At 71.1% G+C, this 21,596-nt stretch carries 22 protein-coding genes; 11 read left to right on the top strand and 11 right to left on the bottom strand.

Going from position 1 to position 21,596, the window contains the following annotated elements:
- Nucleotides 1-59: 59 nt before the first annotated feature.
- The 3 genes from QUY26_RS12320 to QUY26_RS12310 all read left to right on the top strand — a co-directional run bounded on the left by QUY26_RS12320 (nt 60) and on the right by QUY26_RS12310 (nt 2,951).
- The gene (locus tag QUY26_RS12320; protein ID WP_289945949.1) at nt 60-959 is read left to right on the top strand and encodes a hypothetical protein; all 900 of its coding nucleotides are present in this window, start codon (nt 60-62) and stop codon (nt 957-959) included.
- A 73-nt stretch (nt 960-1,032) separates the two neighbouring features.
- Nucleotides 1,033-1,662 (top strand): HAD-IA family hydrolase, encoded by a 630-nt coding sequence (locus tag QUY26_RS12315; protein ID WP_289945947.1) that lies wholly within the window; start codon nt 1,033-1,035, stop codon nt 1,660-1,662.
- A gap of 317 nt (nt 1,663-1,979) precedes the next feature.
- Nucleotides 1,980-2,951 (top strand): sigma-70 family RNA polymerase sigma factor, encoded by a 972-nt coding sequence (locus QUY26_RS12310; protein WP_289945945.1) that lies wholly within the window; start codon nt 1,980-1,982, stop codon nt 2,949-2,951.
- A 3-nt stretch (nt 2,952-2,954) separates the two neighbouring features.
- On the opposite strand, the gene QUY26_RS12305 is transcribed toward QUY26_RS12310, so the two are convergent.
- Nucleotides 2,955-4,994, bottom strand: coding sequence for an elongation factor G (locus QUY26_RS12305; RefSeq protein WP_289945943.1), 2,040 nt, complete (start codon nt 4,992-4,994; stop codon nt 2,955-2,957).
- A gap of 422 nt (nt 4,995-5,416) precedes the next feature.
- Nucleotides 5,417-5,812, bottom strand: coding sequence for a superoxide dismutase, Ni (gene sodN, locus QUY26_RS12300; protein WP_189727932.1), 396 nt, complete (start codon nt 5,810-5,812; stop codon nt 5,417-5,419).
- A gap of 166 nt (nt 5,813-5,978) precedes the next feature.
- Here sodN and sodX point away from each other — a divergent pair, with 166 nt between their 5' ends.
- Nucleotides 5,979-6,440: a nickel-type superoxide dismutase maturation protease gene (gene sodX, locus QUY26_RS12295; RefSeq protein WP_030359893.1), complete on the top strand. Its 462-nt coding sequence runs from the start codon at nt 5,979-5,981 to the stop codon at nt 6,438-6,440.
- Here the strand turns inward: sodX and QUY26_RS12290 are convergent.
- Complete coding sequence (locus QUY26_RS12290; protein ID WP_289945934.1) at nt 6,344-6,973, bottom strand: CGNR zinc finger domain-containing protein; 630 nt, start codon at nt 6,971-6,973, stop codon at nt 6,344-6,346. The genes sodX and QUY26_RS12290 overlap by 97 nt on opposite strands.
- A gap of 117 nt (nt 6,974-7,090) precedes the next feature.
- Between QUY26_RS12290 and QUY26_RS12285 the strand changes: the two genes are divergently transcribed.
- The gene (locus QUY26_RS12285; RefSeq protein WP_289945933.1) at nt 7,091-7,864 is read left to right on the top strand and encodes a class I SAM-dependent methyltransferase; all 774 of its coding nucleotides are present in this window, start codon (nt 7,091-7,093) and stop codon (nt 7,862-7,864) included.
- 84 nt (nt 7,865-7,948) lie between these two features.
- On the opposite strand, the gene QUY26_RS12280 is transcribed toward QUY26_RS12285, so the two are convergent.
- The 3 genes from QUY26_RS12280 to QUY26_RS12270 are packed head-to-tail and all read right to left on the bottom strand — an operon-like array spanning nt 7,949 to nt 10,651.
- The gene (locus tag QUY26_RS12280) at nt 7,949-8,710 is read right to left on the bottom strand and encodes an amino acid ABC transporter ATP-binding protein (protein WP_289945932.1); all 762 of its coding nucleotides are present in this window, start codon (nt 8,708-8,710) and stop codon (nt 7,949-7,951) included.
- The gene (locus QUY26_RS12275; protein WP_289945931.1) at nt 8,707-9,654 is read right to left on the bottom strand and encodes an amino acid ABC transporter permease; all 948 of its coding nucleotides are present in this window, start codon (nt 9,652-9,654) and stop codon (nt 8,707-8,709) included. The genes QUY26_RS12280 and QUY26_RS12275 overlap by 4 nt, the downstream gene beginning before the upstream one ends.
- Before the next feature lie 37 nt (nt 9,655-9,691).
- Complete coding sequence (locus QUY26_RS12270) at nt 9,692-10,651, bottom strand: ABC transporter substrate-binding protein (RefSeq protein WP_289945929.1); 960 nt, start codon at nt 10,649-10,651, stop codon at nt 9,692-9,694.
- Between the two features lie 564 nt (nt 10,652-11,215).
- Here QUY26_RS12270 and QUY26_RS12265 point away from each other — a divergent pair.
- The 4 genes from QUY26_RS12265 to QUY26_RS12250 all read left to right on the top strand — a co-directional run bounded on the left by QUY26_RS12265 (nt 11,216) and on the right by QUY26_RS12250 (nt 14,616).
- Nucleotides 11,216-12,430 carry an NAD(P)-dependent malic enzyme gene (locus tag QUY26_RS12265; protein ID WP_289945928.1) on the top strand — a complete coding sequence of 405 codons (1,215 nt, stop codon included), beginning with the start codon at nt 11,216-11,218 and terminating at the stop codon, nt 12,428-12,430.
- A gap of 297 nt (nt 12,431-12,727) precedes the next feature.
- Entirely contained in the window at nt 12,728-13,690 is a 963-nt protein-coding gene (locus tag QUY26_RS12260) for a zinc-binding dehydrogenase (protein WP_289945926.1), read from the top strand.
- Nucleotides 13,691-13,846: 156 nt separating this feature from the next.
- On the top strand, nt 13,847-14,056 hold the full coding sequence (locus tag QUY26_RS12255; protein WP_289945923.1) for a helix-turn-helix domain-containing protein: 210 nt from the start codon (nt 13,847-13,849) through the stop codon (nt 14,054-14,056).
- Nucleotides 14,056-14,616 (top strand): Clp protease N-terminal domain-containing protein, encoded by a 561-nt coding sequence (locus QUY26_RS12250; RefSeq protein WP_289945921.1) that lies wholly within the window; start codon nt 14,056-14,058, stop codon nt 14,614-14,616. The genes QUY26_RS12255 and QUY26_RS12250 overlap by 1 nt, the downstream gene beginning before the upstream one ends.
- A 317-nt stretch (nt 14,617-14,933) precedes the next feature.
- Here QUY26_RS12250 and QUY26_RS12245 read toward each other — a convergent pair whose 3' ends face one another.
- Both QUY26_RS12245 and QUY26_RS12240 read right to left on the bottom strand, forming a co-directional pair.
- A complete protein-coding gene (locus QUY26_RS12245) occupies nt 14,934-16,037 on the bottom strand; it encodes a PadR family transcriptional regulator (protein WP_289945919.1) in 1,104 nt (367 codons plus the stop codon).
- A 1-nt stretch (nt 16,038) separates the two neighbouring features.
- Nucleotides 16,039-17,037, bottom strand: coding sequence for a DUF4097 family beta strand repeat-containing protein (locus QUY26_RS12240; RefSeq protein WP_289945917.1), 999 nt, complete (start codon nt 17,035-17,037; stop codon nt 16,039-16,041).
- 161 nt (nt 17,038-17,198) lie between these two features.
- On the opposite strand from QUY26_RS12240, the gene QUY26_RS12235 reads away from it, so the two are divergent.
- On the top strand, nt 17,199-18,137 hold the full coding sequence (locus tag QUY26_RS12235; RefSeq protein ID WP_289945915.1) for a hypothetical protein: 939 nt from the start codon (nt 17,199-17,201) through the stop codon (nt 18,135-18,137).
- 190 nt (nt 18,138-18,327) lie between these two features.
- Here QUY26_RS12235 and QUY26_RS12230 read toward each other — a convergent pair whose 3' ends face one another.
- Nucleotides 18,328-18,972: a TetR/AcrR family transcriptional regulator gene (locus tag QUY26_RS12230; RefSeq protein WP_289945913.1), complete on the bottom strand. Its 645-nt coding sequence runs from the start codon at nt 18,970-18,972 to the stop codon at nt 18,328-18,330.
- A gap of 233 nt (nt 18,973-19,205) precedes the next feature.
- Between QUY26_RS12230 and QUY26_RS12225 the strand changes: the two genes are divergently transcribed.
- The gene (locus QUY26_RS12225; protein ID WP_289945912.1) at nt 19,206-20,159 is read left to right on the top strand and encodes a TIGR03620 family F420-dependent LLM class oxidoreductase; all 954 of its coding nucleotides are present in this window, start codon (nt 19,206-19,208) and stop codon (nt 20,157-20,159) included.
- 34 nt (nt 20,160-20,193) lie between these two features.
- On the opposite strand, the gene erm is transcribed toward QUY26_RS12225, so the two are convergent.
- Together erm and QUY26_RS12215 are read right to left on the bottom strand one after the other, a co-directional pair.
- On the bottom strand, nt 20,194-20,976 hold the full coding sequence (erm, locus tag QUY26_RS12220; protein ID WP_289945908.1) for a 23S ribosomal RNA methyltransferase Erm: 783 nt from the start codon (nt 20,974-20,976) through the stop codon (nt 20,194-20,196).
- A 332-nt stretch (nt 20,977-21,308) separates the two neighbouring features.
- The gene (locus QUY26_RS12215; RefSeq protein ID WP_289945905.1) at nt 21,309-21,548 is read right to left on the bottom strand and encodes a DUF6104 family protein; all 240 of its coding nucleotides are present in this window, start codon (nt 21,546-21,548) and stop codon (nt 21,309-21,311) included.
- Between the last annotated feature and the right edge of the window lie 48 nt (nt 21,549-21,596).

The following is a 21,596-nucleotide window of genomic DNA, read 5'->3' as shown; positions in this document are numbered from 1 at the left end:
TGGGCACGGTTAGGGTTCTGCGTATGAAGGTGACGTGGGGGGTGCGAGGGTCACGCCGCGTGGCCGTCGCGGTTGCCGTCGTGGCGCTGGCGGCACTGGCGGGATGCGGGTCGGCGGCGGGCGGATCCGGTGGGGACGCCGCGCGCGACTCGGGCGTGCCCGAAGTCGACGACGAGAAGGACCTGTCCGGACTGCCCCTGGAGCGGTACGAGTTCAGTGCGCGTGACGACGCACTCCGGGAACGGGCGACTGCCCGCTTCACCCAGCGGTGCATGCGGTCCCGCGGCTTCGCGGACTTCCCCCGGCACTGGCGCGAGCAGGACATCAAGATGTCCAACCCCCTGTTGGCGGTGTTCGTCTCGACAACCTTGTACGGCTCGCTGGATCTCGACGCCGCGCGCACCCGGGGCTACGGCACCGACCGTGAGGCGCTCGAGAAGTTCGAGAAGCAGCGCGAGCCGAAGGGACGCCTGGTCACCTCGGACGAGTACAGCGCGCTGCACGCCGCCAAGGGCGGCTGCGCCCAGGTCGGGGCGCGGCGCGTGCTGGCGGGCGTCAAGGACGAGACCCGCATGACGACGTACGTCGGCGGGCGGCGCCCGGCGATCGACAAGGCCGTCGCCAAGGACCCCCGCATGCGCCGCGCCCTCGACACCTGGGCGGACTGCGTCGTCGGCAAAGGCTTCAAGCGGTACGCGAGCCCGGAAGCCGCCTTCCGCGACAAGGCGTGGCAGCGCGGGAACAACGGCGACACCCGGCGCACCGGGCGCGAGCGGGACACGGCCGTCGCCGACATCGAGTGCAAGCGCGAGCACAACACCGCCGGGGTGTGGCGGCTCGTCGCGGCCGAGCGGCAGCGACGCGACATATCCCGGCACAGATCCGCGTACGAAGCCGTGCGCGCCGACCAGGAAAGGGTGCGGTCGACCGTGCGGAGCGTGCTGAGGGCCGGTGGATGAACGAGAGCGTGCCGGGAACGCCGTGGACGAGCGCAAGCGCGCTGGGAGCCCGTGGATGAGCGGCCACCGGCGAATGCCTTCCCCGTCTCCACTTCCGTTCGACGCGGTCCTCACCGACCTCGACGGCGTCATCCGCTTCTACGACATGTCGGACGTCGCCGAGCTCGAACGCGCCGCCGGACTGCCCGAAGGCGCCACCGCCGAGGTCGCGTTCGCACCGGAGACCGATCTGCCGCTCATGCTCGGGCGGATCGGCAAGTCGGAGTGGGCCGAGTCGATCGCGGCCGGACTCGCGCGCGGACACGGGCTCGCCCCGGCACGCGGGCGCGAACTCGGCATCGCTCTGGCCGACTCCAAGTTCCGGGCCGACCAGACGGTCGTCGGCCTGCTGCGCCGGGCCCGCGCGCACGTACGGGTCTCGATCGTCACCAACGCCACCCCTTGGCTGGACGACGACCTGGCGCTGCTCGGCCTCGACTCCCTCGTGGACGACGTGGTCTCCAGCGCCGTACTCGGCGTGGTGAAGCCCGACCACCGCATCTACGAAGTCGCCGCCGAACGTGTGGGCGCCGCGGTCAACCGCTGCCTGTTCGTGGACGACCGCGAGGAGAACGTGGACGCGGCCGTCGCACTGGGCATGACGGGTGTGCTGTACCGGGGACCGGACGACCTCAGGGCAGCGCTGGAGCCCGTGTTGGGCTGAAGGGTTGGGCTGAGAGGCAGGGATTCCAGGGGTGGGGACTGAGGAACAGGGACCGAGGGGGCGGTGCATCGGGGGCCAGGCGGCCAGTGGGCGTACGCGGCCGGGACGTGCCCGGTCCCGCACCCCACCCCGTGTCGCCCGCTCGCACGGGGTCGTCGACGACCTTCATGGCAATGTCCTCCATGTCACATCGGCGAGATCGTTGCCGTCGTGTCTCTTCGTGGTCTGCTGGTCGGCACCCGCTGTGTGCCGACCCGCGGCGCACCGTCGTCGGTGCGTCACTGCTACGACGGATCACGACGAAGGAATGTGACGGGATGGACGGAAGAGATCTTCTGGCGCAGCGCTTCGAGGAGCACAGGCCCCGCCTGAAGGCGGTCGCGTACCGCATGCTCGGTTCGCTGAGCGAGGCCGAGGACGCCGTCCAGGAGGCCTGGTTGAAGCTCAGCCGCGCCGACCACGAACGCGTGGAGAACCTGGGCGGCTGGCTCACCACGGTGGTCGGCCGCGTCTGCCTCGACCTGCTGCGGTCACGCAAGCAGCGCGGTGAGCAGCCTCTGGACGTCCAGGGAGCCGACACGCACGTGCCCGACCCGGAGGTCGGCCCGCTGCGGGACGGCAGGGACGTCGTCGACCCCGAGCAGGAGGCCCTGCTCGCGGACTCGGTGGGGCTCGCGTTGCTGGTCGTCCTGGACACGCTGAGCCCCGCCGAGCGCCTCGCGTTCGTGCTGCACGACATGTTCGCCGTGCCGTTCGAGGACATCGCGCCCATCGTCGAGCGGGCCCCGGCCGCGACCCGGCAACTCGCCAGCCGGGCCCGCCGCCGGGTGCGCGACGCGGACCCCGAGCCCGGCGCGGACACGGACCGCACGCGTCAGCGCGAGGTCGTCGAGGCCTTCCTCGCGGCGGCCCGCAAGGGCGACTTCGACGCGCTGCTCGAACTCCTCGACCCGGGCGTCGTGCTGCGGGCCGACGGAGGCGCGGCCGGAGGACTCTCCCGCCTCGTACGGGGTGCGACCGCGGTGGTCGCCGGAGCGCGCTCGTTCGCCAAGCTGGCGCCGACCACGTATCTGGCGCTGGTCAACGGCAAGGTGGGGCAGATCGCCGTGCACGACGGAAAGCCGTTCTCCGTCGGCGAGTTCACCGTCAGGGACGGCCGCATCGTCGAGATCAACATCCTGGCGGACCAGGATCGGCTGCGGGACCTGGTGGACGCGCGGACGGTCGCGGCGGTCACGTCGGCGGACCCGGCGGGAGGCGCCGACGGCACACCTCCCGCCACCGGCTGACCCTCACCCCACCCGGGTCCGCCGCGTGACCCGCTGCACGTACTCCTTCCGGTCCAGCGGATTGTGGTCCGTGCGCGGGCGCGCCGGCGGCGTCCCGGTCACCGGCGCGTAGTGGTCGAAGGTGGACTCCAACTCGCCCTCGCCACGCGTCAGTCCGGGCAGCGCCTGCTCGAGCCCGTGCACACGCGCGGCGGGGATCACACCGTCGATGACGTACACGGCCCCCTGCGCCGTCGGCGCGTGCGGCACCGCCCGCAGCCGTCCGAGCGCGGGCAGCAGCGTGCCGAACACGTCGGCGGGCGCGGTGAGCCGGAACCGGTGCATCGGCTCGTGCACCCGCGTCCCCGCGCGCCGCAGCGCGTCCATCAGGACGAGCGGGGTGAGCTGGCGGAAGTCACCCGCCGTGCTCGACATGCTCTTGTCGAAGACCGCGTGGGCGTGGCTCTGCCGCGGCCAGTACCCGCAGTGCGTCATCGTGACGAGGCAGTCGGGCACCTCCCATCCGTGCAGCCCCTGCGTCAGGGTCTCCCTGACCGTCTCCTCCACCGCCTTGAAGAACGCGTAGGGCATGGAGCCGAGTTCCACCCCGAGCCGGAACTCCACCCCCGCCCCGGCCGGGGCGGGCTCCACCCGCAGCCCCACCGTCGCCAGGAACGGATTGGGGTCGGTGTCGATGAACTCCGCGTGCGCGCCACTGCCGACGAGCCGCTCCACGCACAGGGTCGTGCTCTCCCGGAAGTCGACACCGATGCCGAACTCCTCGGCGAGTGTTGCCTCGATGACCTCCTTCTGCACCTCGCCGTACAAGGACACGGAGATCTCCTGCCGCAGCGCGTCCTGCCGCAGGTCGATCAGCGGGTCCTGCTCGGCGAGCTGGGTCAGCGCCGTGTGCAGGGCGCCGCGGTCGGCGGCGTGCCGGGGCACGACGACGGTTTCGAGGGTCGGCGGGGCGAAGTGGTGTGCGGTGGTGTGCCGTTCGGGTACGTGGCGCGGGTCGCCGAGCACGTCCCCGATGCGTACCCGGTTCAGCCCCCACAGCTTCGCGATCTGCCCGGCGCTCACGGCGTCGCGCCGCACGGCCGCGCCCCGCTCGAAGACGCTGACGGCGGTGACCTTGCCATCCAGGCCGGGAAGCGCCACGCGGTCGCGCACGCGCACCGTCCCCGAGAAGAGCCGCGCGTACGCCACCTTCTCGCCCGAGGGGCCGCGTTCGACCTTGAAGACGGTGCCCGCGACAGGCCCGTCCGCCGCACCGGTCGCCGCGGGCAGCAGCTCCTTGACGGCGTCGGTCAGCGCGTCCAGTCCGGTGCCGGTCATGGCCGAGCCGAAGAACACCGGGTGGACCTGGGCCCGCCGGGTCTGGTCCGCGAGAGCCGCGCGCAACCCACCGGGCGTGAGGACGGCGGTGTCGCCCTCGACGTACGCGGACAGCAGCGCGTCGTCGCGCTCGGCGAGGACTTCGGCGAGGCGGGTGGTGAGGACGGGGTCGTCGTCGGCGTACGGGGCGTAGTGCGCTTCTTGGGCGCCGGGGGCGCGCACCGTGCCCATGGGGATGACGGCTGGCGTCAACTTCCGGGCAAGTTCGGCGAGTACGCGCTCGGGGTCCGCGCTGCGACGGTCCACCTTGTTGACGAACACGAGCGTGGGGATGGCGAGCCTGCGCAGCGTACGCATCAGGACGCGGGTCTGCGCCTGGACGCCCTCGACGGCGGACACGACGAGCACGGCGCCGTCGAGCACGCTCAGGACCCGCTCCACCTCGGCGATGAAGTCGGGGTGGCCGGGGGTGTCGATGAGGTTGACGGTGACGTCGTCGATCGTGAAGGACACGACCGCCGACTTGATGGTGATGCCGCGCTGCCGCTCAAGGGCGAGGGAGTCGGTCTGGGTGCTGCCCGCGTCGACGCTGCCGATCTCGTCGATGACCCCGGCGGAGTGCAGCAGCCGCTCGGTCAGGCTGGTCTTGCCGGCGTCTACGTGCGCCAGGATGCCCAGGTTAAGGGTGTGTCGGTGCTTCTCTTGCTGAGGCGTGTGCGATGGCACTAGGCGTCATGTCCTCGTGTCGGGGGGCGATTCCTTCCTGGGGGGACATGGACGTCCGGCGCATCTGAGGGCTCCTGCTCTTCGTCGGTCGGCGGTTTCGGTGACGGGGCAACTGCAGCAGGCGGGCCGGGGCGCGGGCAACCGATTTAGCGTCCGCCGTGACGGTGGCCGGCCTCCGCAGTGACGACGGAGACAGCGACAGCGGACACAGCGACGACGACGGACACAGCGACGACGACGGACACAGCGACGACGACGGAGACAGCGACGACGACAGGGCCAGTCACGACGGAGCAGGTGTCGGCCGCGACGCAGCAGGCGTCGGCGGGAAAAACGACCGCACCCGGCCCGTCGGGTCCGCCGGATACGGCGGCCCCGGGGGACCGGGTGCGGTCAGGTGGGCGCGGGGCCCGGTGCCTGGATCAGGCCTTCTTGGTCTCCCAGAAGATGCGGTCGATCTCGGCGATCAGCTCAAGGGCCTTCTCGCCGGTCTTCGGGTCCGTCGACCCCTTCGCGGCCGAGAGGGCCTTGAGGGTGTCGTTGACCAGCGTGTGCAGCTCCGGGTACTTCTCGAAGTGCGGCGGCTTGAAGTAGTCGCTCCAGAGCACCGACACGTGGTGCTTGGCCAGCTCGGCGCGCTGCTCCTTGATGACGGTGGCGCGCGCCTGGTAGTGCGCGTCGTCGTTGGCGGCCATCTTCTCCTGGACGGCCTTGACCGACTCCGCCTCGATGCGGGCCTGGGCTGGGTCGTACACGCCGCAGGGCAGGTCGCAGTGCGCGCTGGCCTTCACCTTGGGGGCAAACAGGCGGGAAAGCATGGTGCTGTCCTCCTCGTGATCGTCTTCTCAGGGGGGACATTACTCCGTGAGAGACCTGATTTCGCGAGTGCCCCCATGGGCTTAGGACAAAAGTCCAGGGTCACACTGGAGACGGTGGAGGATGGGACCGGGAGGCCGGTGGAGGATGGGTCCGGGAGGTTGTCTGATGCCGGAGACGACGGCAGACGGGCGGGAGACACGCGTGCCGTTCCAGCTGATCGAGGTCGACGGGCCATCCATGGTGCCCACACTGAATCCGGGGGACTGGATGCTGGTGCGGCACGGCGCCCGGGTCCGCCCCGGTGACGTGGTGATTCTGCGTCATCCGCTGCAGCAGGACCTGCTGGTGGTCAAGCGCGCCGTCGAACGGCGCGACGGCGGCTGGTGGGTGCTCGGCGACAATCCGTACAACGCGGGGGGCGACAGCACCGTCTACGGAGTCGTGCCGGAGGAGCTGGTCCTCGCCCGCGTGCGGGCGCGGTTCCGGCCGCTGAGCAGGTTCCGTGAGGAGCGCGAGGCGCGCGGGCGGCGTCAGCTCTCGCTCGCCGCGCTGGTCTCCTGGACCTTCTCGGCGGTGCGCCCCGTGCTCGCGGACCGCTCGCTCTCCAGGCGCTTGCGCGCGCGGTAGGCGGCGACGTTCGCGCGCGTGGCGCAGCGGTCCGAGCAGTAGCGCCGGGAGCGGTTGGTCGAGGTGTCCAGATAGGCGTTGCGGCACGGCGACGCCTCGCACAGTCCGAGCCGGTCCACGCCGTGCTCGGTGAGGTGGAAGGCGAGGCCCATCGCGGCGATGGCCGCGTAGCCCGCGGTGACGTTCGACGGGTGGTCCGCCAGGTGCATGTGCCACAGGGGGCGCCCGTCGTCGTCCCGATAGTCGTGCCCGGAGATCTGGGGACTGACCGGGAACTCCAGGAGCAGTGAGTTCAGCAGGTCCACGGCCAGCGTCTCGTCCCCGCCGTCGGCCGCCTCGAAGACGGCCCGCAGCCGCGCCCGCACCGAGCGGAAGCGCGTCACGTCGGAGTCCGTGGCACGCCGGGCGGCCTGCTGGTTCTCGCCGAACAGCTCGCGGATCGCGGCCACGGAGGTCAGCGAGTCCTTGTGACGAGCCGGTTCCTCGGTGTTGACCAGGCGCACGGCGTAGTCCGAGTAATAGGCCAGTTCCACTTGTAGTCCTTACGGGGGCGGGCTATCTTCATTCTCGTGCGAGGTAACAGTCGCTTTTCGTGCGCGGGTGTTACTCGGCGAGATTAGTCGAGCGTAGTACGGGACGGAGGTCTTCCGGTGACGGAAACGACTAGCGGTACGGGGTTCGGAACCGACTGGCGTGCCTGGCAGGAGAGTTGGGATCGGCAGCAGGAGTGGTACATGCCGGACCGCGAGGAGCGGTTCCGCGTCATGCTCGACATGGTCGAGGCCCTCGTCGGCCCGGAACCGCGTGTCCTGGACCTCGCGTGCGGTACGGGAAGTATTACGGACAGACTCCTCAAAAGGTTCCCGAAGGCGGTCAGCACGGGCATCGACCTCGACCCCGCCCTGCTCGCCATCGCCGAGGGCACCTTCGCCGGTGACGACCGCGTCACCTTCGTGACCGCCGACCTGAAGGACCCGGGCTGGACCTCCCAGCTGCCCCACGACTCCTACGACGCCGTCCTCACCGCGACCGCCCTGCACTGGCTGTTCAGCGAACCCCTTGCCGCGCTCTACGAACAGCTCGGCAAGATCGTGGCCGACGGCGGCGTCTTCATGAACGCCGACCACATGCCCGACCCCACCACGCCGCGCATCAACGCCGCCGACCGCGAGCAGCGGCACGCCCGCCAGTCCGCCGCGAAGGCCGCCGGCGTCCTGGACTGGGCCGACTGGTGGGGCCTCGCCGCCAACGACCCGGTGCTCGCCGAGCCCACCGCCAAGCGGTTCGAGATCTACGGAGAGCACGCCGACGGCGACACCCCGCCCGCCGAGTGGCACATCCGCACCCTCCTGGACGCGGGTTTCACCGAGGCGCGCACGGTGTGGTCGTCGCCTTCGGACGCGCTGGTCCTAGGCCTCAAGTAGGGAATCCCACTCTGCTACGTAGAGGGGCGGTACGGATAGCGATCCGTACCGCCCCTCTACGTAGCCCTCTATGGAGGAGGACCCTTACAGGACCTTCGACAGGAACGACTTCGTCCGGTCGTGCTGCGGGTTGGTCAGGACGTCCCGCGGGTTGCCGGACTCGACCACCACACCGCCGTCCATGAAGACCAGGCTGTCGCCGACCTCGCGGGCGAAGCCCATCTCGTGGGTGACGACGACCATCGTCATGCCGGACTCGGCGAGGTCACGCATGACGTCGAGGACGTCACCGACCAGCTCCGGGTCGAGGGCCGACGTCGGCTCGTCGAAGAGCATCAGCTTCGGGTCCATCGCGAGCGCGCGGGCGATGGCCACGCGCTGCTGCTGGCCGCCGGAGAGCTGCGAGGGGTAGTTCTTCGCCTTGTCGGCGAGCCCGACCCGCTCCAGGAGCTGCCCGGCGCGCTCCCGCGCGGCCGCCTTCGGCTGGCCCTTGACTTGGACCGGCGCCTCCATGACGTTTTCCAGGGCCGTCATGTGCGGGAACAGGTTGAAGCGCTGGAAGACCATGCCGATGTCCCGGCGCTTCATGGCGACTTCGCTGTCCTTGAGCTCGTACAGCTTGTCGCCCTTCTGCCGGTAGCCGACCAGCTCCCCGTCGACGTACAACCGCCCGGCGTTGACCTTCTCCAGGTGGTTGATGCAGCGCAGGAACGTCGACTTGCCGGAGCCCGACGGGCCGATCAGGCAGAAGACCTCGCCGGACTTCACCTCCAGGTCGATGCCCTTGAGGACCTCGACGTGGCCGAACGACTTGTGGACGCCCTCGGCCTTCACCATGGCGGTCATCGGATGCCTCCCCCACGGTTGCTGAGCGACAGCATGTTGGCCTTGATCTTCATCCAGGGCGTGTCCGGCAGGGCGCGCGAGGAGCCGCGTGCGTAGTAGCGCTCCAGGTAGAACTGACCGACGCTGAGGATCGACGTCATGATCAGGTACCAGGTGGCGGCCAGGAGCAGCGCCTCCACCGTCGCGCCGGACGAGGTGCCGATGTCCTGGGCGTACTTCAGGAGCTCGTAGTACTGCACCGCCGCGACCAGCGACGTCGTCTTGAGCATGTTGATGACTTCGTTGCCCGTCGGCGGCACGATCACGCGCATGGCCTGCGGGATGACGATGCGGCGCAGCGTCTTGTTGTGGCTCATGCCGAGCGCCTGCGAGGCCTCCGTCTGGCCCTCGTCGACCGAGAGCAGGCCCGCGCGGCAGATCTCCGCCATGTACGCGGCCTCGTTCAGGCCGAGACCGAGGAGCGCCGTCAGGAACGGCGTCATGAAGTCCGACCACTCGTCCTTGTAGATCGGACCGAGGTTGATGTACTCGAAGACGAAGCCGAGGTTGAACCAGATGAAGAGCTGGACCAGGACCGGCGTACCGCGGAAGAACCAGATGTAGAACCACGCGATCGACGAGGTCACCGGGTTCTTCGACAGCCGCATCACCGACAGGATGATGCCGCCGACGACACCGATGAGCATCGAGAGGACCGTGAGGATCAGGGTCTCCCGGACGCCCTTCATGATGCGCTCGTCGAAGAAGTTGTCCGGGATCGCGCCCCAGTTGATGTCGCCATTGGCGAACGCCAGGACGAGCGCGGCGAGCACGCCGATGGCGAGGACGGCGGCGACGTACCGGCCGTAGTGGCGCACCGGGATCGCTCGGATCGCCTCGGGGGCGGAGCGCGGTGGCTCATCCTTGGGCGCGGAGTCGCCCGACTTGCTGATGTCCGTTGTCACGGGTGTGGCCTTTCAGCGACGAGATGACGAGACGCGGTCACTTGCCGCCGTTGATCTTGGCTTCCTTGACTGCGCCTGCGTCGACGCCCCACTTCTTGATGATCTTCTCGTACTGGCCGTTCGCGATGATCGCGTCCAGCGCCATCTTGATCGCGTCACGCAGCTTGGGGTTGTTCTTGGCGACCGCGATGCCGTACGGGGCGGCCTCGACCTGGTCGCCCACGAGCTGGAAGTCCTTGCCGCCACCGGAGGTCTTGACCGCGTACGCCGCGACCGGGAAGTCCGAGGAGCCGGCGTCCGCGCCGCCGGAGCGCAGCCGGGTCTGGGCCTGCTGGTCGTTGTCGTAGGACTCGATCGAGATCTTGCCGCTCTTGCACTTCTTCGACTCGGCCTTGGCCATGTCGTGCGAGACGGTGCCGCGCTGGACCACGATCTTCTTGCCGCAGAGGTCCTGCCAGGTCTTGATGCCCTGGTCGGCGCCCTTCTTGGTGTAGATCGAGACGCCCGCCGTGAAGTAGTCGACGAAGTCGACGCCGGTGCCGACCTTCTTGCCGGTCTCCTCGTCGATGCCTTCCTGGCGGTTCTTGGTGTCGGTCATGGCCGACATGGCGATGTCGTAGCGCTTGGAGCGCAGACCGCCGAGCAGCGTGTCGAAGGTGCCGTTGTCGAACTCGAACGTCACGCCGAGCTGCTTGCCCATCGCGTCGGCGATGTCCGGGTCGATGCCGACCGTCTTGCCGTCCTTGTCCTTGAACTCGACCGGCGGGTAGGCGATGTCCGAGCCCACCTTGATGACGCCCTTGTTGCGGATGTTCGCGGGCAGCTCGTCGGAGAGCGGAGCGCTGACGACCTTCTTGCCGCCGTCTTCCTTCTTGTCCGTCTGGTCGCCGCAGCCGGTGAGCAGCAGCGTGCCGGCGACCGCGATCGCGCCGACAGCGACGATCCGGGACTTCGCGGACTTCGCGGCGGTCGTGCGACAAATGGTGCCTGCGGTCATAAGGGGTTCCTCCGGCGGATGGGGGAGCAGCCATGCGGTCGTGCACACACCTTCGGGTGTCGCGACCTCGTGTGATGAGGCATCTTGCCATTCGGACAGCCCGATTCTGGGGGCTGGAGATGTCAAAATCGGATAACGGGCGATCCGCAAACCCCAACAGCCCGGTGCGTCACGGTCATTACCGCGCCGGTGCGAACGATCGCCAACCATTTGATAACCACCCAATCTCGCGATGCGGACTGCCGGGGTGGAGATTTCCAAAGAATACGGACATTTTACCCCTGTGGTTCAAGGGATACCTGCTGTTCACATCGATCTGACACAGATATGGCTCGTCGGCGGTCGGAAGCATCCGGTAGAAAAGACGGTTACACCCCTCATCCGGGGCCAGGGCACGTGTGCGGCGTGCCCGCGCGTTCGTACGTACCTCCCGTACCGCTCCGCCGACAGGCGGGGAGCCAACGGCCGCAAGGCCCGTGGGCTAAAGCCGGACGCGGTTCCCGCCCCACTTCTCCACCAGGAAGTGGTTCACCCTCAACCTGAAGAATTAAGGGGTCAGACACAGTGGCAGCGGAGATCGTCAATCCTCGCAGCGACAGCACAGCCGGGCACGAAGGCGCGGAGGAGCCCTTCGATCCGGCCTTCGCGCTGCACCGCGGCGGCAAGATGGCCGTCCAGGCGACCGTGCCGGTGCGCGACAAGGACGACCTGTCCCTGGCGTACACGCCGGGCGTCGCGAAGGTGTGCAGCGCCATCGCCGAGAAGCCGGAGCTCGTCCACGACTACACGTGGAAGTCGAACGTCGTCGCCGTCGTCACCGACGGCACCGCCGTGCTCGGCCTCGGGGACATCGGCCCGGAGGCCTCGCTCCCCGTCATGGAGGGCAAGGCCATCCTCTTCAAGCAGTTCGGCGGCGTCGACGCGGTGCCCATCGCGCTCGCGACGACCGACGTCGACGAGATCATCGACACGGTGGTGCGGCTCGCGCCGTCCTTCGGCGGCGTCAACCTGGAGGACATCTCCGCCCCGCGCTGCTTCGAGATCGAGCGGCGGCTCCAGGAGCGCCTCGACATCCCGGTCTTCCACGACGACCAGCACGGCACGGCCGTTGTCACCCTGGCCGCCCTGCGCAACGCGGCGCGGCTGACCGGGCGCACCCTCGGCGACCTGCGGGCCGTGATCTCCGGCGCGGGCGCGGCCGGCGTGGCCATCGCGAAGTTCCTGCTCGAAGCGGGGCTCGGCGATGTCGCGGTCGCGGACCGCAAGGGCGTGGTGTCCCGGGACCGGGACGACCTGACGCCGGTCAAGCGGGAGCTCGCGGAGCTCACCAACAAGGCGGGGCTGAGCGGCTCGCTCGAATCCGCCCTGGCCGGCGCGGACGTCTTCATCGGCGTCTCCGGCGGTACGGTGCCCGAGCCCGCGGTGGCCTCCATGGCCCCGAACTCGTTCGTGTTCGCCATGGCCAACCCGAACCCCGAGGTGCACCCCGACATCGCCCACAAGTACGCCTCCGTGGTGGCGACCGGGCGCTCGGACTACCCGAACCAGATCAACAACGTGCTCGCGTTCCCCGGGATCTTCGCGGGCGCGCTGCAGGTGCGGGCGTCCCGGATCACCGAGGGCATGAAGATCGCGGCGGCCGACGCGCTGGCCGACGTCGTCGGCGACGAGCTGTCCGCCGACTACGTCATCCCCTCGCCGTTCGACGAGCGGGTGGCTCCGGCGGTCACGGCGGCTGTTGCGGCGGCCGCTCGGGCCGAGGGCGTCGCGCGCCGCTGAGGCTCATCGAGGGCCCTGCCGTTCGGTCGGCGGGGCCCTCGATCTTTGTGCCTTGAGCGACCGCCCGCCCGCTTCTGGTCTCGGTGGGGTGGACGCCGCTCGGAGGGGCGGGCGCCGGTGGCGTCTGCGGGGCGTCCTCGCGGGCGGGGGCAGGGGCGGGGGCAGGGGCGCGGGGCGCCCGCTCGGGCCCGAGAGATGGTCGGCGGTGTCGAGGGTCCGGCGGCGGGCCGAGGCGCGGCGTGGGTCACACCGGTGGGACGTTCCGAAGGACCAGGGGCCAGGCATATGGTCGGCGCCATGTTCGCTGCCTACGCCGCCCGTATCGATCGCGATCAGCCCCTCACCGGCCTGGAACTGGGGGAGCGCCCGGCCCCCACTCCACGCCCCGGCTGGTCGACCGTGAACGTCAAGGCCGCCTCCCTCAACCACCACGACCTGTGGTCCCTGCGCGGGGTCGGCCTGGACGAGGACAAGCTCCCGATGATCCTCGGCTGCGACGCGGCCGGCCTCGACGAGGACGGCAACGAAGTCGTCCTGCACTCCGTCGTCGGTCAGTCCGGCCACGGCGTCGGCCCGCGTGAACGCCGCTCCATCCTCACGGAGAAGTACCAGGGCACCTTCGCCGAACAGGTCGCCGTCCCCACCTGGAACGTCCTCCCCAAGCCCAAGGAACTCTCCTTCGCCGAAGCCGCCTGCCTCCCCACCGCCTGGCTCACCGCGTACCGCATGCTCTTCACCAACGCGGGCGTACGCCCCGGCGACTCGGTCCTCGTCCAGGGCGCCGGCGGCGGCGTGGCGACCGCCGCCATCGTGCTCGCCAAGGCCGCCGGCCTGAAGGTCTTCGCCACCAGCCGCGACGAGGCCAAGCGCAAGCGCGCCGTCGAACTGGGTGCGGTGGAGGCCCTGCCGTCCGGTGCCCGGCTGCCGCAGCGGGTCGACGCGGTCATCGAGACGGTCGGCGCCGCCACCTGGTCGCACTCCATCAAGTCACTGCGTCCTGGTGGCACGCTGGTCATCTCCGGCGCCACCAGCGGCGACCGCCCCTCCCACGCCGAACTGACCCGCGTCTACTTCCTGGAACTGCGCATCGTCGGCTCCACCATGGGCTCCAAGGACGAACTGGAAGACCTCCTGTCCTTCTGCGCGAACACCGGCGTACGCCCCGTCATCGACGAGGTGCTGCCCCTCGACCGCGCCCGCGAGGGCTTCGAACGCCTGGAGGCGGGCGACCAGTTCGGCAAGATCGTGCTGACCGTCTGAGGCGCGGACTGGCCGACCGTGCTGACCGTCTGGGGCGCGGACCGGCCGATGTGCTCACCGTTAGGCGCTGACCGGCGAGGTCCCGAATGAGGTCGTCGAGCCCGCTCGCTGTCAACCTTGGTTGACGGCGTGGGCTCGTCAACGTACGTTGACAACATGACCGAAGCAACGGATCTCGCCGAGCGCGCGGGCGACCGCGATCCACGAATCGGGCTGCGAGCCGTCAGCGCGCTGCGGCGTCTGGTGGAGCAGCTCGAGGCCGTGCAGGTGCGCAGCGCGCGCCAGCAGGGCTGGTCGTGGCAGGAGATCGCCGCGGAACTGGGCGTGAGCAGGCAGGCCGTGCACAAGAAGTACGGGAGGCAGTGATGTTCGAACGCTTCACCAAGGGCGCCCGGGACGTGGTGAAGGGTGCTGTCGAGCAGTCCGAACGGGAGGGGGCCGACTCCATCGACGACGGCCACCTGCTGCTCGCGCTCCTCGACCGCGAGGGCACCCGCGCTTCCTTCGCCCTGGCCGCCCTCGGCGCCGACCGGCGCCGTACGGACATCACCCAGGCCCTGGCCGAGGCACGCCGCAGGGGCGGTCTCACCCAGGCGGACGCCGACGCCCTCGCCGGGCTCGGCATCGACGTCGAGGAGATCGTCTCCCGCGTCGAAGAGGCTCATGGCGCCGGAGCACTGGCGGGTGTGGGCGCCCGACGTGAACGCCGCGGCATCGGAGCCTGGATCGGCCACCGCGGCTTCACCCGCGACGCCAAGGACGCCCTGGAACGGGCCTTGCGCATCGCCACCGCCCGCCGCGACCGCAGCATCGGCGACGAACACATCCTCCTCGCCCTGACGACCCGCCCCGGCATCGTCGCCGAGGCCCTGGCGGACCACGGGGTGACGCGGGCCGGGGTGGAACGCGTGCTGTATCAGGCCTAGGGCCCTGGGGGGCGGGCCGGGCCGGGCGAGCGGGGCGGGGGCGGGGCGAGCGGCGAGTCCAGCCGCCCGCCCTGGGTCGGCTCCCCGCCTGTCCCGGACCTACGCCCCTGCCGCGTGCCCCGACCCGGGGCTGCCGCATGCCCCACGCGCCGTCAGCGGCACGTCCGCGCGGACGTGGAGGGCGGGCGGCGGCACCCCTCGCCTGTACTGGGGCGACACGCCTCGCTGCCGGCGCACGGCCCGGGGCACACGGCCCGGGGGCACACGGCCCCCGGGCCGACGTGACGGTGGCCGAGCGTCGCCCGGCGGGGGCCGAGTCAGGGCTTGGGGGACTCCGGAGCCTTGGGGGTCCGCAGGGTCACGCCGATGTGGGCCGCGGCCTCCGACAGGTGGCGGCGGGCCTCACGGAGCTGGTCCTCGGAGACCCCGCAGTCGCGGGCCGCGTCGCGGATGTCGTCGCGGAAGCGGTCCAGGAGCCGCTCCAGGTCGCGCGCGGGCTCGCCGCTGGACTCCTCGTGCGCCCACTCCGGGACGTACTCGACGGGCACCTCGTCCCGCTCGACCGTGAATACAGGACCCGGCTCGGACGTCTTGCCCCCCGACGCCTTGTCCGACGTCCCGAAGCCGAAGTCCTTGCCGAAGTCCACCCCGAAGTCCTTGCCGAACTCCTTCCCGAAGTCGCCGAACTCCTTGGCCAGCTCGGACAGCCCTTCACGGACGCCCGTCGGCCAGTCGCCGCGCGCGAAGTGGTCCTGCACCTGCTCCTGCACCCGCCTGGCCATGCGCTGCAGCTCCTCCTGGGCCTCCGCCCGCACCCGCTCCTGGGCGTCCTTCGCCTGCCTGCGGGCCCGCTGGGCCTCCTCGCGGGCCCGGCGGCTCTCGTCCTTGGCCCGCCTTGCCTGCTCCTTCCACTCCTGCCGGGCGCGCCGGAACTCCTCCTTCGCCTGCCGCCAGCCGTCGCTGTCGGCCCAGGAGCTGTCGAAGAAGTCCGAGGGGTTCGGGAAGCCCGTGCCCGTGCCGGACTTGTTGCCGGCGCGTGCCTCCTGGGCGGCCGCCCGCATCTCCCGCCGCAGCTCGCCCGCCGCCCCCTGCACGCCGTCGCGGATCTCGGCGGCGAGCCCCGCCACCGACTCACGGATCTCCAGCTCCAGGTCGGCCAGCTCGCCGCTGCGGTCGGCCAGCTCGGCGCGGCCCGCGTCGGTGATCGCGTACACCTTCCGGCCGCCCTCGGTGGTGTGGGTGACCAGGCCCTCCGCCTCGAGCTTGGCCAGGCGGGGGTACACGGTGCCCGCCGAGGGGGCGTACAACCCCTGGAAGCGCTCCTCGAGGAGGCGGATCACCTCATAGCCGTGGCGCGGGGCCTCGTCCAGGAGCTTGAGCAGATACAGGCGCAGGCGGCCGTGGGCGAACACGGGAGGCATCTCAGAGCACCTTCTTGTCGGTCGGGCCGTCGGCGGCATCCGCCTTCGGGGCGTCGGCGGGGGAGTCCGCGTCCGGGCCGCCGGTCGGGGTGGCGGCCGGAGGGGGCGAGGTCGGGGGCGGGGAGTCCGAGGGGGGTGCGTGCCGCGGGGGCTCATCCGCCTTGTGCAGATCGTGCTGGTACAGATCTTCCTCCACCGAGGGTTTGCGCAGAAGCGCGATCGCGCCCGAGATCGTCTTCGCCCGCAGTCGGCCGCTGCCCGATCCCAGCCTGCCGGTGAGCTTCTTCGCGCCCCACTGGCCGCTCACGTGGAGGTCGTCGAAGTCGCTGGACACCGAGCCGCTCGCTGTGTTCGCCCGCACCTCCGCGTGGACCGGGTGCGGGAGGCGGACCGCTATCTCGCCGGAAATGCTGGTGAGCCCGACATCGGCCGATCCTGTCGCCGGGTCCAGGTCCACGATCATCGAGCCGCTCACGGATTCGGCCCGAACGGAGGACCCGGAGCTGTCGAAGACGGTCAGGTCGCCGGAGATCGAGTCGAACCGCAGGTCACCGGTGACTCCCTGGGCCGCGACACTGCCGGAGAACGTCTCGGCCCTGACCGGTCCCGTGAGGCCGACGAGTGTCGTGTCGCCCGTGATGCCGCGCACCTCGGTGCGGCCGTCGATTCCGGTGACCACGGCGCCCGCGCCGATCGCGCCCACCTCGACACGGGTCCCGGCCGGCACCGCCAGCGAGATCACCGTGTGGCGGCGGGTGCCCTGGGGGTCGAGCCACTCCAGGAAGCCCTTCCACGGCAGGTCGTCATACGCGACGGACAAGGTGCCGTCGTGCTGCGTCACGGTGAGCGGAGGGCCAGATATCTCGGAGACCTCCAGTCTGGCCGAGTCCTCGTCGGTGCCGACGACATTCACCGTGCCGTTCACCACGCGCACGCGCAGTGTCCTCACGGGGTCCTCGAACGTCAGCTTCCTGGGCTCGGCGACGGACCACTCTGGCATGGTGGCGGACCTCCTTGAGCGGGTCGGACGCGACGCGCCATATCGCGTCTCTGGTACACACGATATATCGCGGATACGGAAAGTCAAGACCTATCTCTTCTCCGCGGTCGCCCACCGTCGGCCTCTGGGCCGGAAATCATGAAATGTCCTAGCGTGGTGCCATGTCATCCGAGCCGTGGCCTCCCTCTCGGCCCTCGTCCGACCCCGCCTTCTCCGGCACTTCTGAAACGCCCGCCACCTCTGAAACATCTGCCGCCTCCGAAACTCCTGCCGCCTCTGCCACGCCGCCCTCGCGGCCCGCGACGCCCGGCGGGCCCGTCGGCTCCGCCGGTGCGCTGCTGCTCTGCCGGGCCGGAGTCGACGCCGTCGAGACGGTCGCGCAGTTGCTGCGGGAGCGGATGCTGCTCGCGCCCGCTGGAGACGAGTGGAGCGTGCTCGTGCCCGAGGGCAAGCCGTGGCTGCACGGCGACGAGCAGGTCGACCGGGTGCTCACCGGCTGGGCCACCGCTCTCGCCGTCGCCTCACCGGGACCGGTGCTCGCGCTGTGGTGGGACGCCGACCGCTCTGGCTACACGCTCGCGGCAGGCTTCCGGCGGACGGTCGGGTACGTGTGGCTGGCCAACGGCACTCCGGTCGGCGAGGACGAGGCGATGCGGTCGTTCGCCGCGCGCCTGGGCCTGGACCCGGTGCTCGACATGCAGGCCCTGGACGAGCTGGCCCGGCCGGACTCGGCAGCCGACGCGCGCGCCCGGATGCGGGGGCTGCTCGCGGTCCTCACCCGGGCGGGCGTCGACCTGCCGCCCGGCCTGAGCCCCGGCGAGCCCGCCGACCGCCTCCGGGAGGTCGCCCGGGTGCTGGACGGCGTCCGTCACGTCGAGTGGTCCGGCTGGAGGGATGCCGTACGGGCGGAACTCGACGCAGTCGAGAGCGGGCCGTTGCTCCGTGCCCTGGCCGGGGCTCAGCTCGCGGTCGGCATCCCCCTGCTGCTCCGGCCCCCGCGCCGCCGTGGCGGTGGCTGGGTGGTGGCGGGAGCGGTCCTGGTGGCGCATGGAGTGCTGGGGCTCGTCCGTGAGCGGAGGAAGGTCCGGGGCGAGGAGTGATGTGTGGGGCTCGTGGGCGAGGGGCGGGGAAGCGGCGTACGAGGTCGTCCGGGCGGGGGCGGGGGCTGGGGCGGAGGGCCGACGTGAAGGGGCGTCCGGGCAGGGCGGTTCAGCGGGGCTTCGCCGGATGCGGTGGGGCCTCGTCGGGGTTCAGCGGGGCTTCGTCGGACCCGGTGGGGCTTCGTCGGGTTCAGCGGGGCTTCGTCGCGTCGAGGACCAGCCCGAGCAGTCGCTCCGGCTGCTCCGGATCGCCCGCCGGTGACGTCTGCTTGCGCGTGGTGGAGAGTGCGACCCCGACGACCAGTTGAAGCAGGTCGGCCGGTGACAGGTCGTGGCGGGCGGCGCCGGAGCCCTGGGCCCGCGTGAGCAGGGCGCCCGCCGCGTCGAGGATCCGCTGATGGCAGTCGGAGCCCAGCGCGCCGGTCGCTTCCAGCTCTTCCAGCATCAGGGCGCCGCCCAGCCCCTGGTTCACGCGCGCGTGGTCGAGGAACGCGCGCAGCCACTCCGCCAGTGCGGTGCCCGTCGATTGGGCCGTCAGCAGGTCCTGCGCGCGGGCGCACAGGATGTCGATGCGCTCCTTCAGGACGGCGGCGAGCAGTTCGGGGCGGCCGGAGAAGTGCCGGTAGAGCGTGCCGGGGCCCACGCCCGCACGGCGGGCGATCTCGTTCAACGACGCCTCCGGGCCCGCTTCGGCGAAGGCCTCCCGTGCGGCGGTGACGATGCGCTCGCGGTTGCGGACGGCGTCGGCGCGGGCGGGGCGGCCGGTCGTGGTCGGGCCGGCCGTGAGGGGGGCGGTGGTCGGCTGCTTCGAGGGCTGGGTCTGGGGCTGGTTCATCTCTGTGTCCCTGGGCGTGAGATTCCCGAGAGCAGGGCGACACCCGGGATTCCGGGATCAGGGCCGAGGTCGGGACGGGCGAGGGAAGGAGCCGAGCGTGGGGAGAGGCGGCGGGCGGGGGAGGAGAGGGCGGGAGGAGAGGGCGGGGAGGGCTGGTCTTGCGGAGAGGTTCTCCGTATCGTACTCCGCAGCTATCCGGAGAAGTTCTCCGGTAATGGATCAGGGGGTGCGGAATGAGCGTCCAAGGAGACGGCGGGTTCGGTTCTGGAGCTGACGGGCGTGATCACGTCGGTCGCGGGCTCGGACGGACAGGCATCTGGACCTTCGCGTTCGAGGGGCAGCCCGCGGGGCGGGTGCGCGAAGCCGCCGCGGAGCTCGAGGAGTTGGGGTACGGGGCGATCTGGTACGGGGAGGCGTTCGGCCGCGACACGGTCGGGCAGGCGTGGCTGCTCCTGTCCGCCACCCGGCGGATCGTCGTCGCGTCCGGCATCGCCAACATCGCCTACCGGGAGCCACTCGCCATGGCCAACGCCGAGCGCACCCTCGGAGAGGCGTTTCCCGGCCGCTACGTCCTGGGCCTCGGCGGGCACCGGGTCGACGACACCGCCATGGACGTGAACGGCTACAAGGTGCCCGCGCGGGGGAGAGCAGTCGCGACCATGCGGGGCTACCTGGACGCCATGGACGCGGCGCCCGCGTACGGCCCCGTGCCCGACCCCGCCCCGCGTCGCCTCCTGGCCGCACTCGGGCCGAAGATGCTGGCTCTGGCCGCCGAGCGCACCTGGGGCGCGCACCCGTACTTCGTGCCGGTGGAGCACACCGCGCGGGCGCGGGACATCCTGGGGCCCGACGCGTTCCTCGCGGTCGAGCAGGCCGTCGTCCTCGACCCGGACCGCGCACGGGCCCGTGAGGTGGCCACGGAGCACGTCGCCGGGTACCTGCGGGCGCCCCACCAGCTCGCGAGTCTGCGACGGCTCGGCTTCCAGGAAGAGGCCGACAGCGGTGAGCCGAGCCGACGTCTGGTGGACGCGATCGTCGCCTACGGAGACGTCGACGACCTCCACGCGCGCGTGGCGGAACATTTCGCGGCCGGGGCGGACCACGTCTGCGTACAGGTGCTGACGGCCGACCCCGCCGAACTGCCCCTGCGGCAGTGGCGGGAGCTGGCACCGGCACTCACCCGCTGACCGGCCCCGCGCCCGCCCCGCCTACCCTGCGCTCCTAGCCCCGCCCTCCCCGCCCCCGCATCCCGAACAGCTCCGCCCACTCCTCCACGCCGAGGTCCTTGGGCAGGCGTGCGGCGCTGTGGCCGCCTCGCCGAGCCCACTCCTGGATCCTGTGCCGAGGCAGGTCCGGGGCCGCTGAGGCGAGGATCTGGGGCAGCCCTCGGCCCCGCCCCGTGAACACCCGGCGTACGAACTCCTGGTACTCCTGCTGCCGCGCGGCCGCGACCAGCGGATGCTCCCGGCGGGTGATCGTCATCAGACCGCCGTCGACGTTGGGGCGCGGCCGGAACGCCGCCGCGGGAACGCGGCCTTCGAGGCCGAACGCGTACCAGGGCCACCACTGGGCCGTCATCAGCGTCGCCCCGCCGACCCCGGCGCGACGGCGTGCGACCTCCCACTGCACGAGCAGGACGGCATCCGTCCAGCCCGTCGAGCGCAGGATGCGGCGCAGCATGGGGGTCGTCTCGTGGAAGGGGAGGTTGCCGACCAGGACGTGCGGCTCCGGTGGGGTCCGGTAGCGCAGGAAGTCGGCGGTGACGATGGTCGTCGAGGGGGCGGTGCGCCGCCGCAGCCGTTCGGCCCGACGGCGGTCGATCTCGATGCCAGTGAGGCGCCGTCCCAGGCGTTGCAGGGGGAGGGTCAGGGCCCCGTCCCCGGCGCCGATCTCGACGATCGGCCCGTGGGTGCGGCTCACGAGGTCGACGAACGTGCCGATGGTGGAGCGGTCGGTGAGGAAGTTCTGGCCGAACTCATGACGGCCATGGTGGTGCGTGCGCACAGGGGTCTCCGCGGCTTCGAGGTGAGCCGGGCAGCACGAAGTGCCGCTCGGCGCTTACGCGTTGAAGCGGCGGGGCGTTCCCGAGTGGGGTGAGGTCGGCCCGCCGCTAGGCGCGGCGGGTCCTCGTGGCAGCGGCTGCGGCTGCGGATGCGCACATGGGAGGCAGCGTACGGGGCGGCCTGGCCCTACAGGCAAGTGATTTTCGCCGGGGGCGGGGCAGCGCCCGCGCACGCTGCGGCGATCCGGGGCCCCGAACCGGAGTTCCCGCTACCGGCAATCCAGGAGACGCACCGGCATCCCAGGAGACGTACTGGCATCCCCGTAGATGCCGATTACTCGTCCTCGTCCTCGTCGTCCAGGCGCGCAAGCCACGTGGCGAGGCGCTCCACCGGGACCTCGAAGTCCGGGTTGAGGTCCACGAAGGTGCGGAGCTGCTCGGCGAGCCACTCGAAGGTGACCTCCTCCTCGCCGCGCCGCTTCTCCAGCTCCTCGATGCCACGGTCGGTGAAGTACAACTCTCGCTCCTGGTGCGGGCCGGGCCCGGCCGGTGGCCGGGCGTCGTTCCGTTTCATCGTACGGCCGTACGCCGGTGGGCCCGGCCCCAAGTCCCGTGCGGGACT

It is taken from the genome of Streptomyces flavofungini (genome assembly GCF_030388665.1).
Taxonomy (GTDB): Bacteria; Actinomycetota; Actinomycetes; order Streptomycetales; family Streptomycetaceae; genus Streptomyces; species Streptomyces flavofungini_A.
This window is presented reverse-complemented; position numbering and strand designations above follow the sequence as displayed.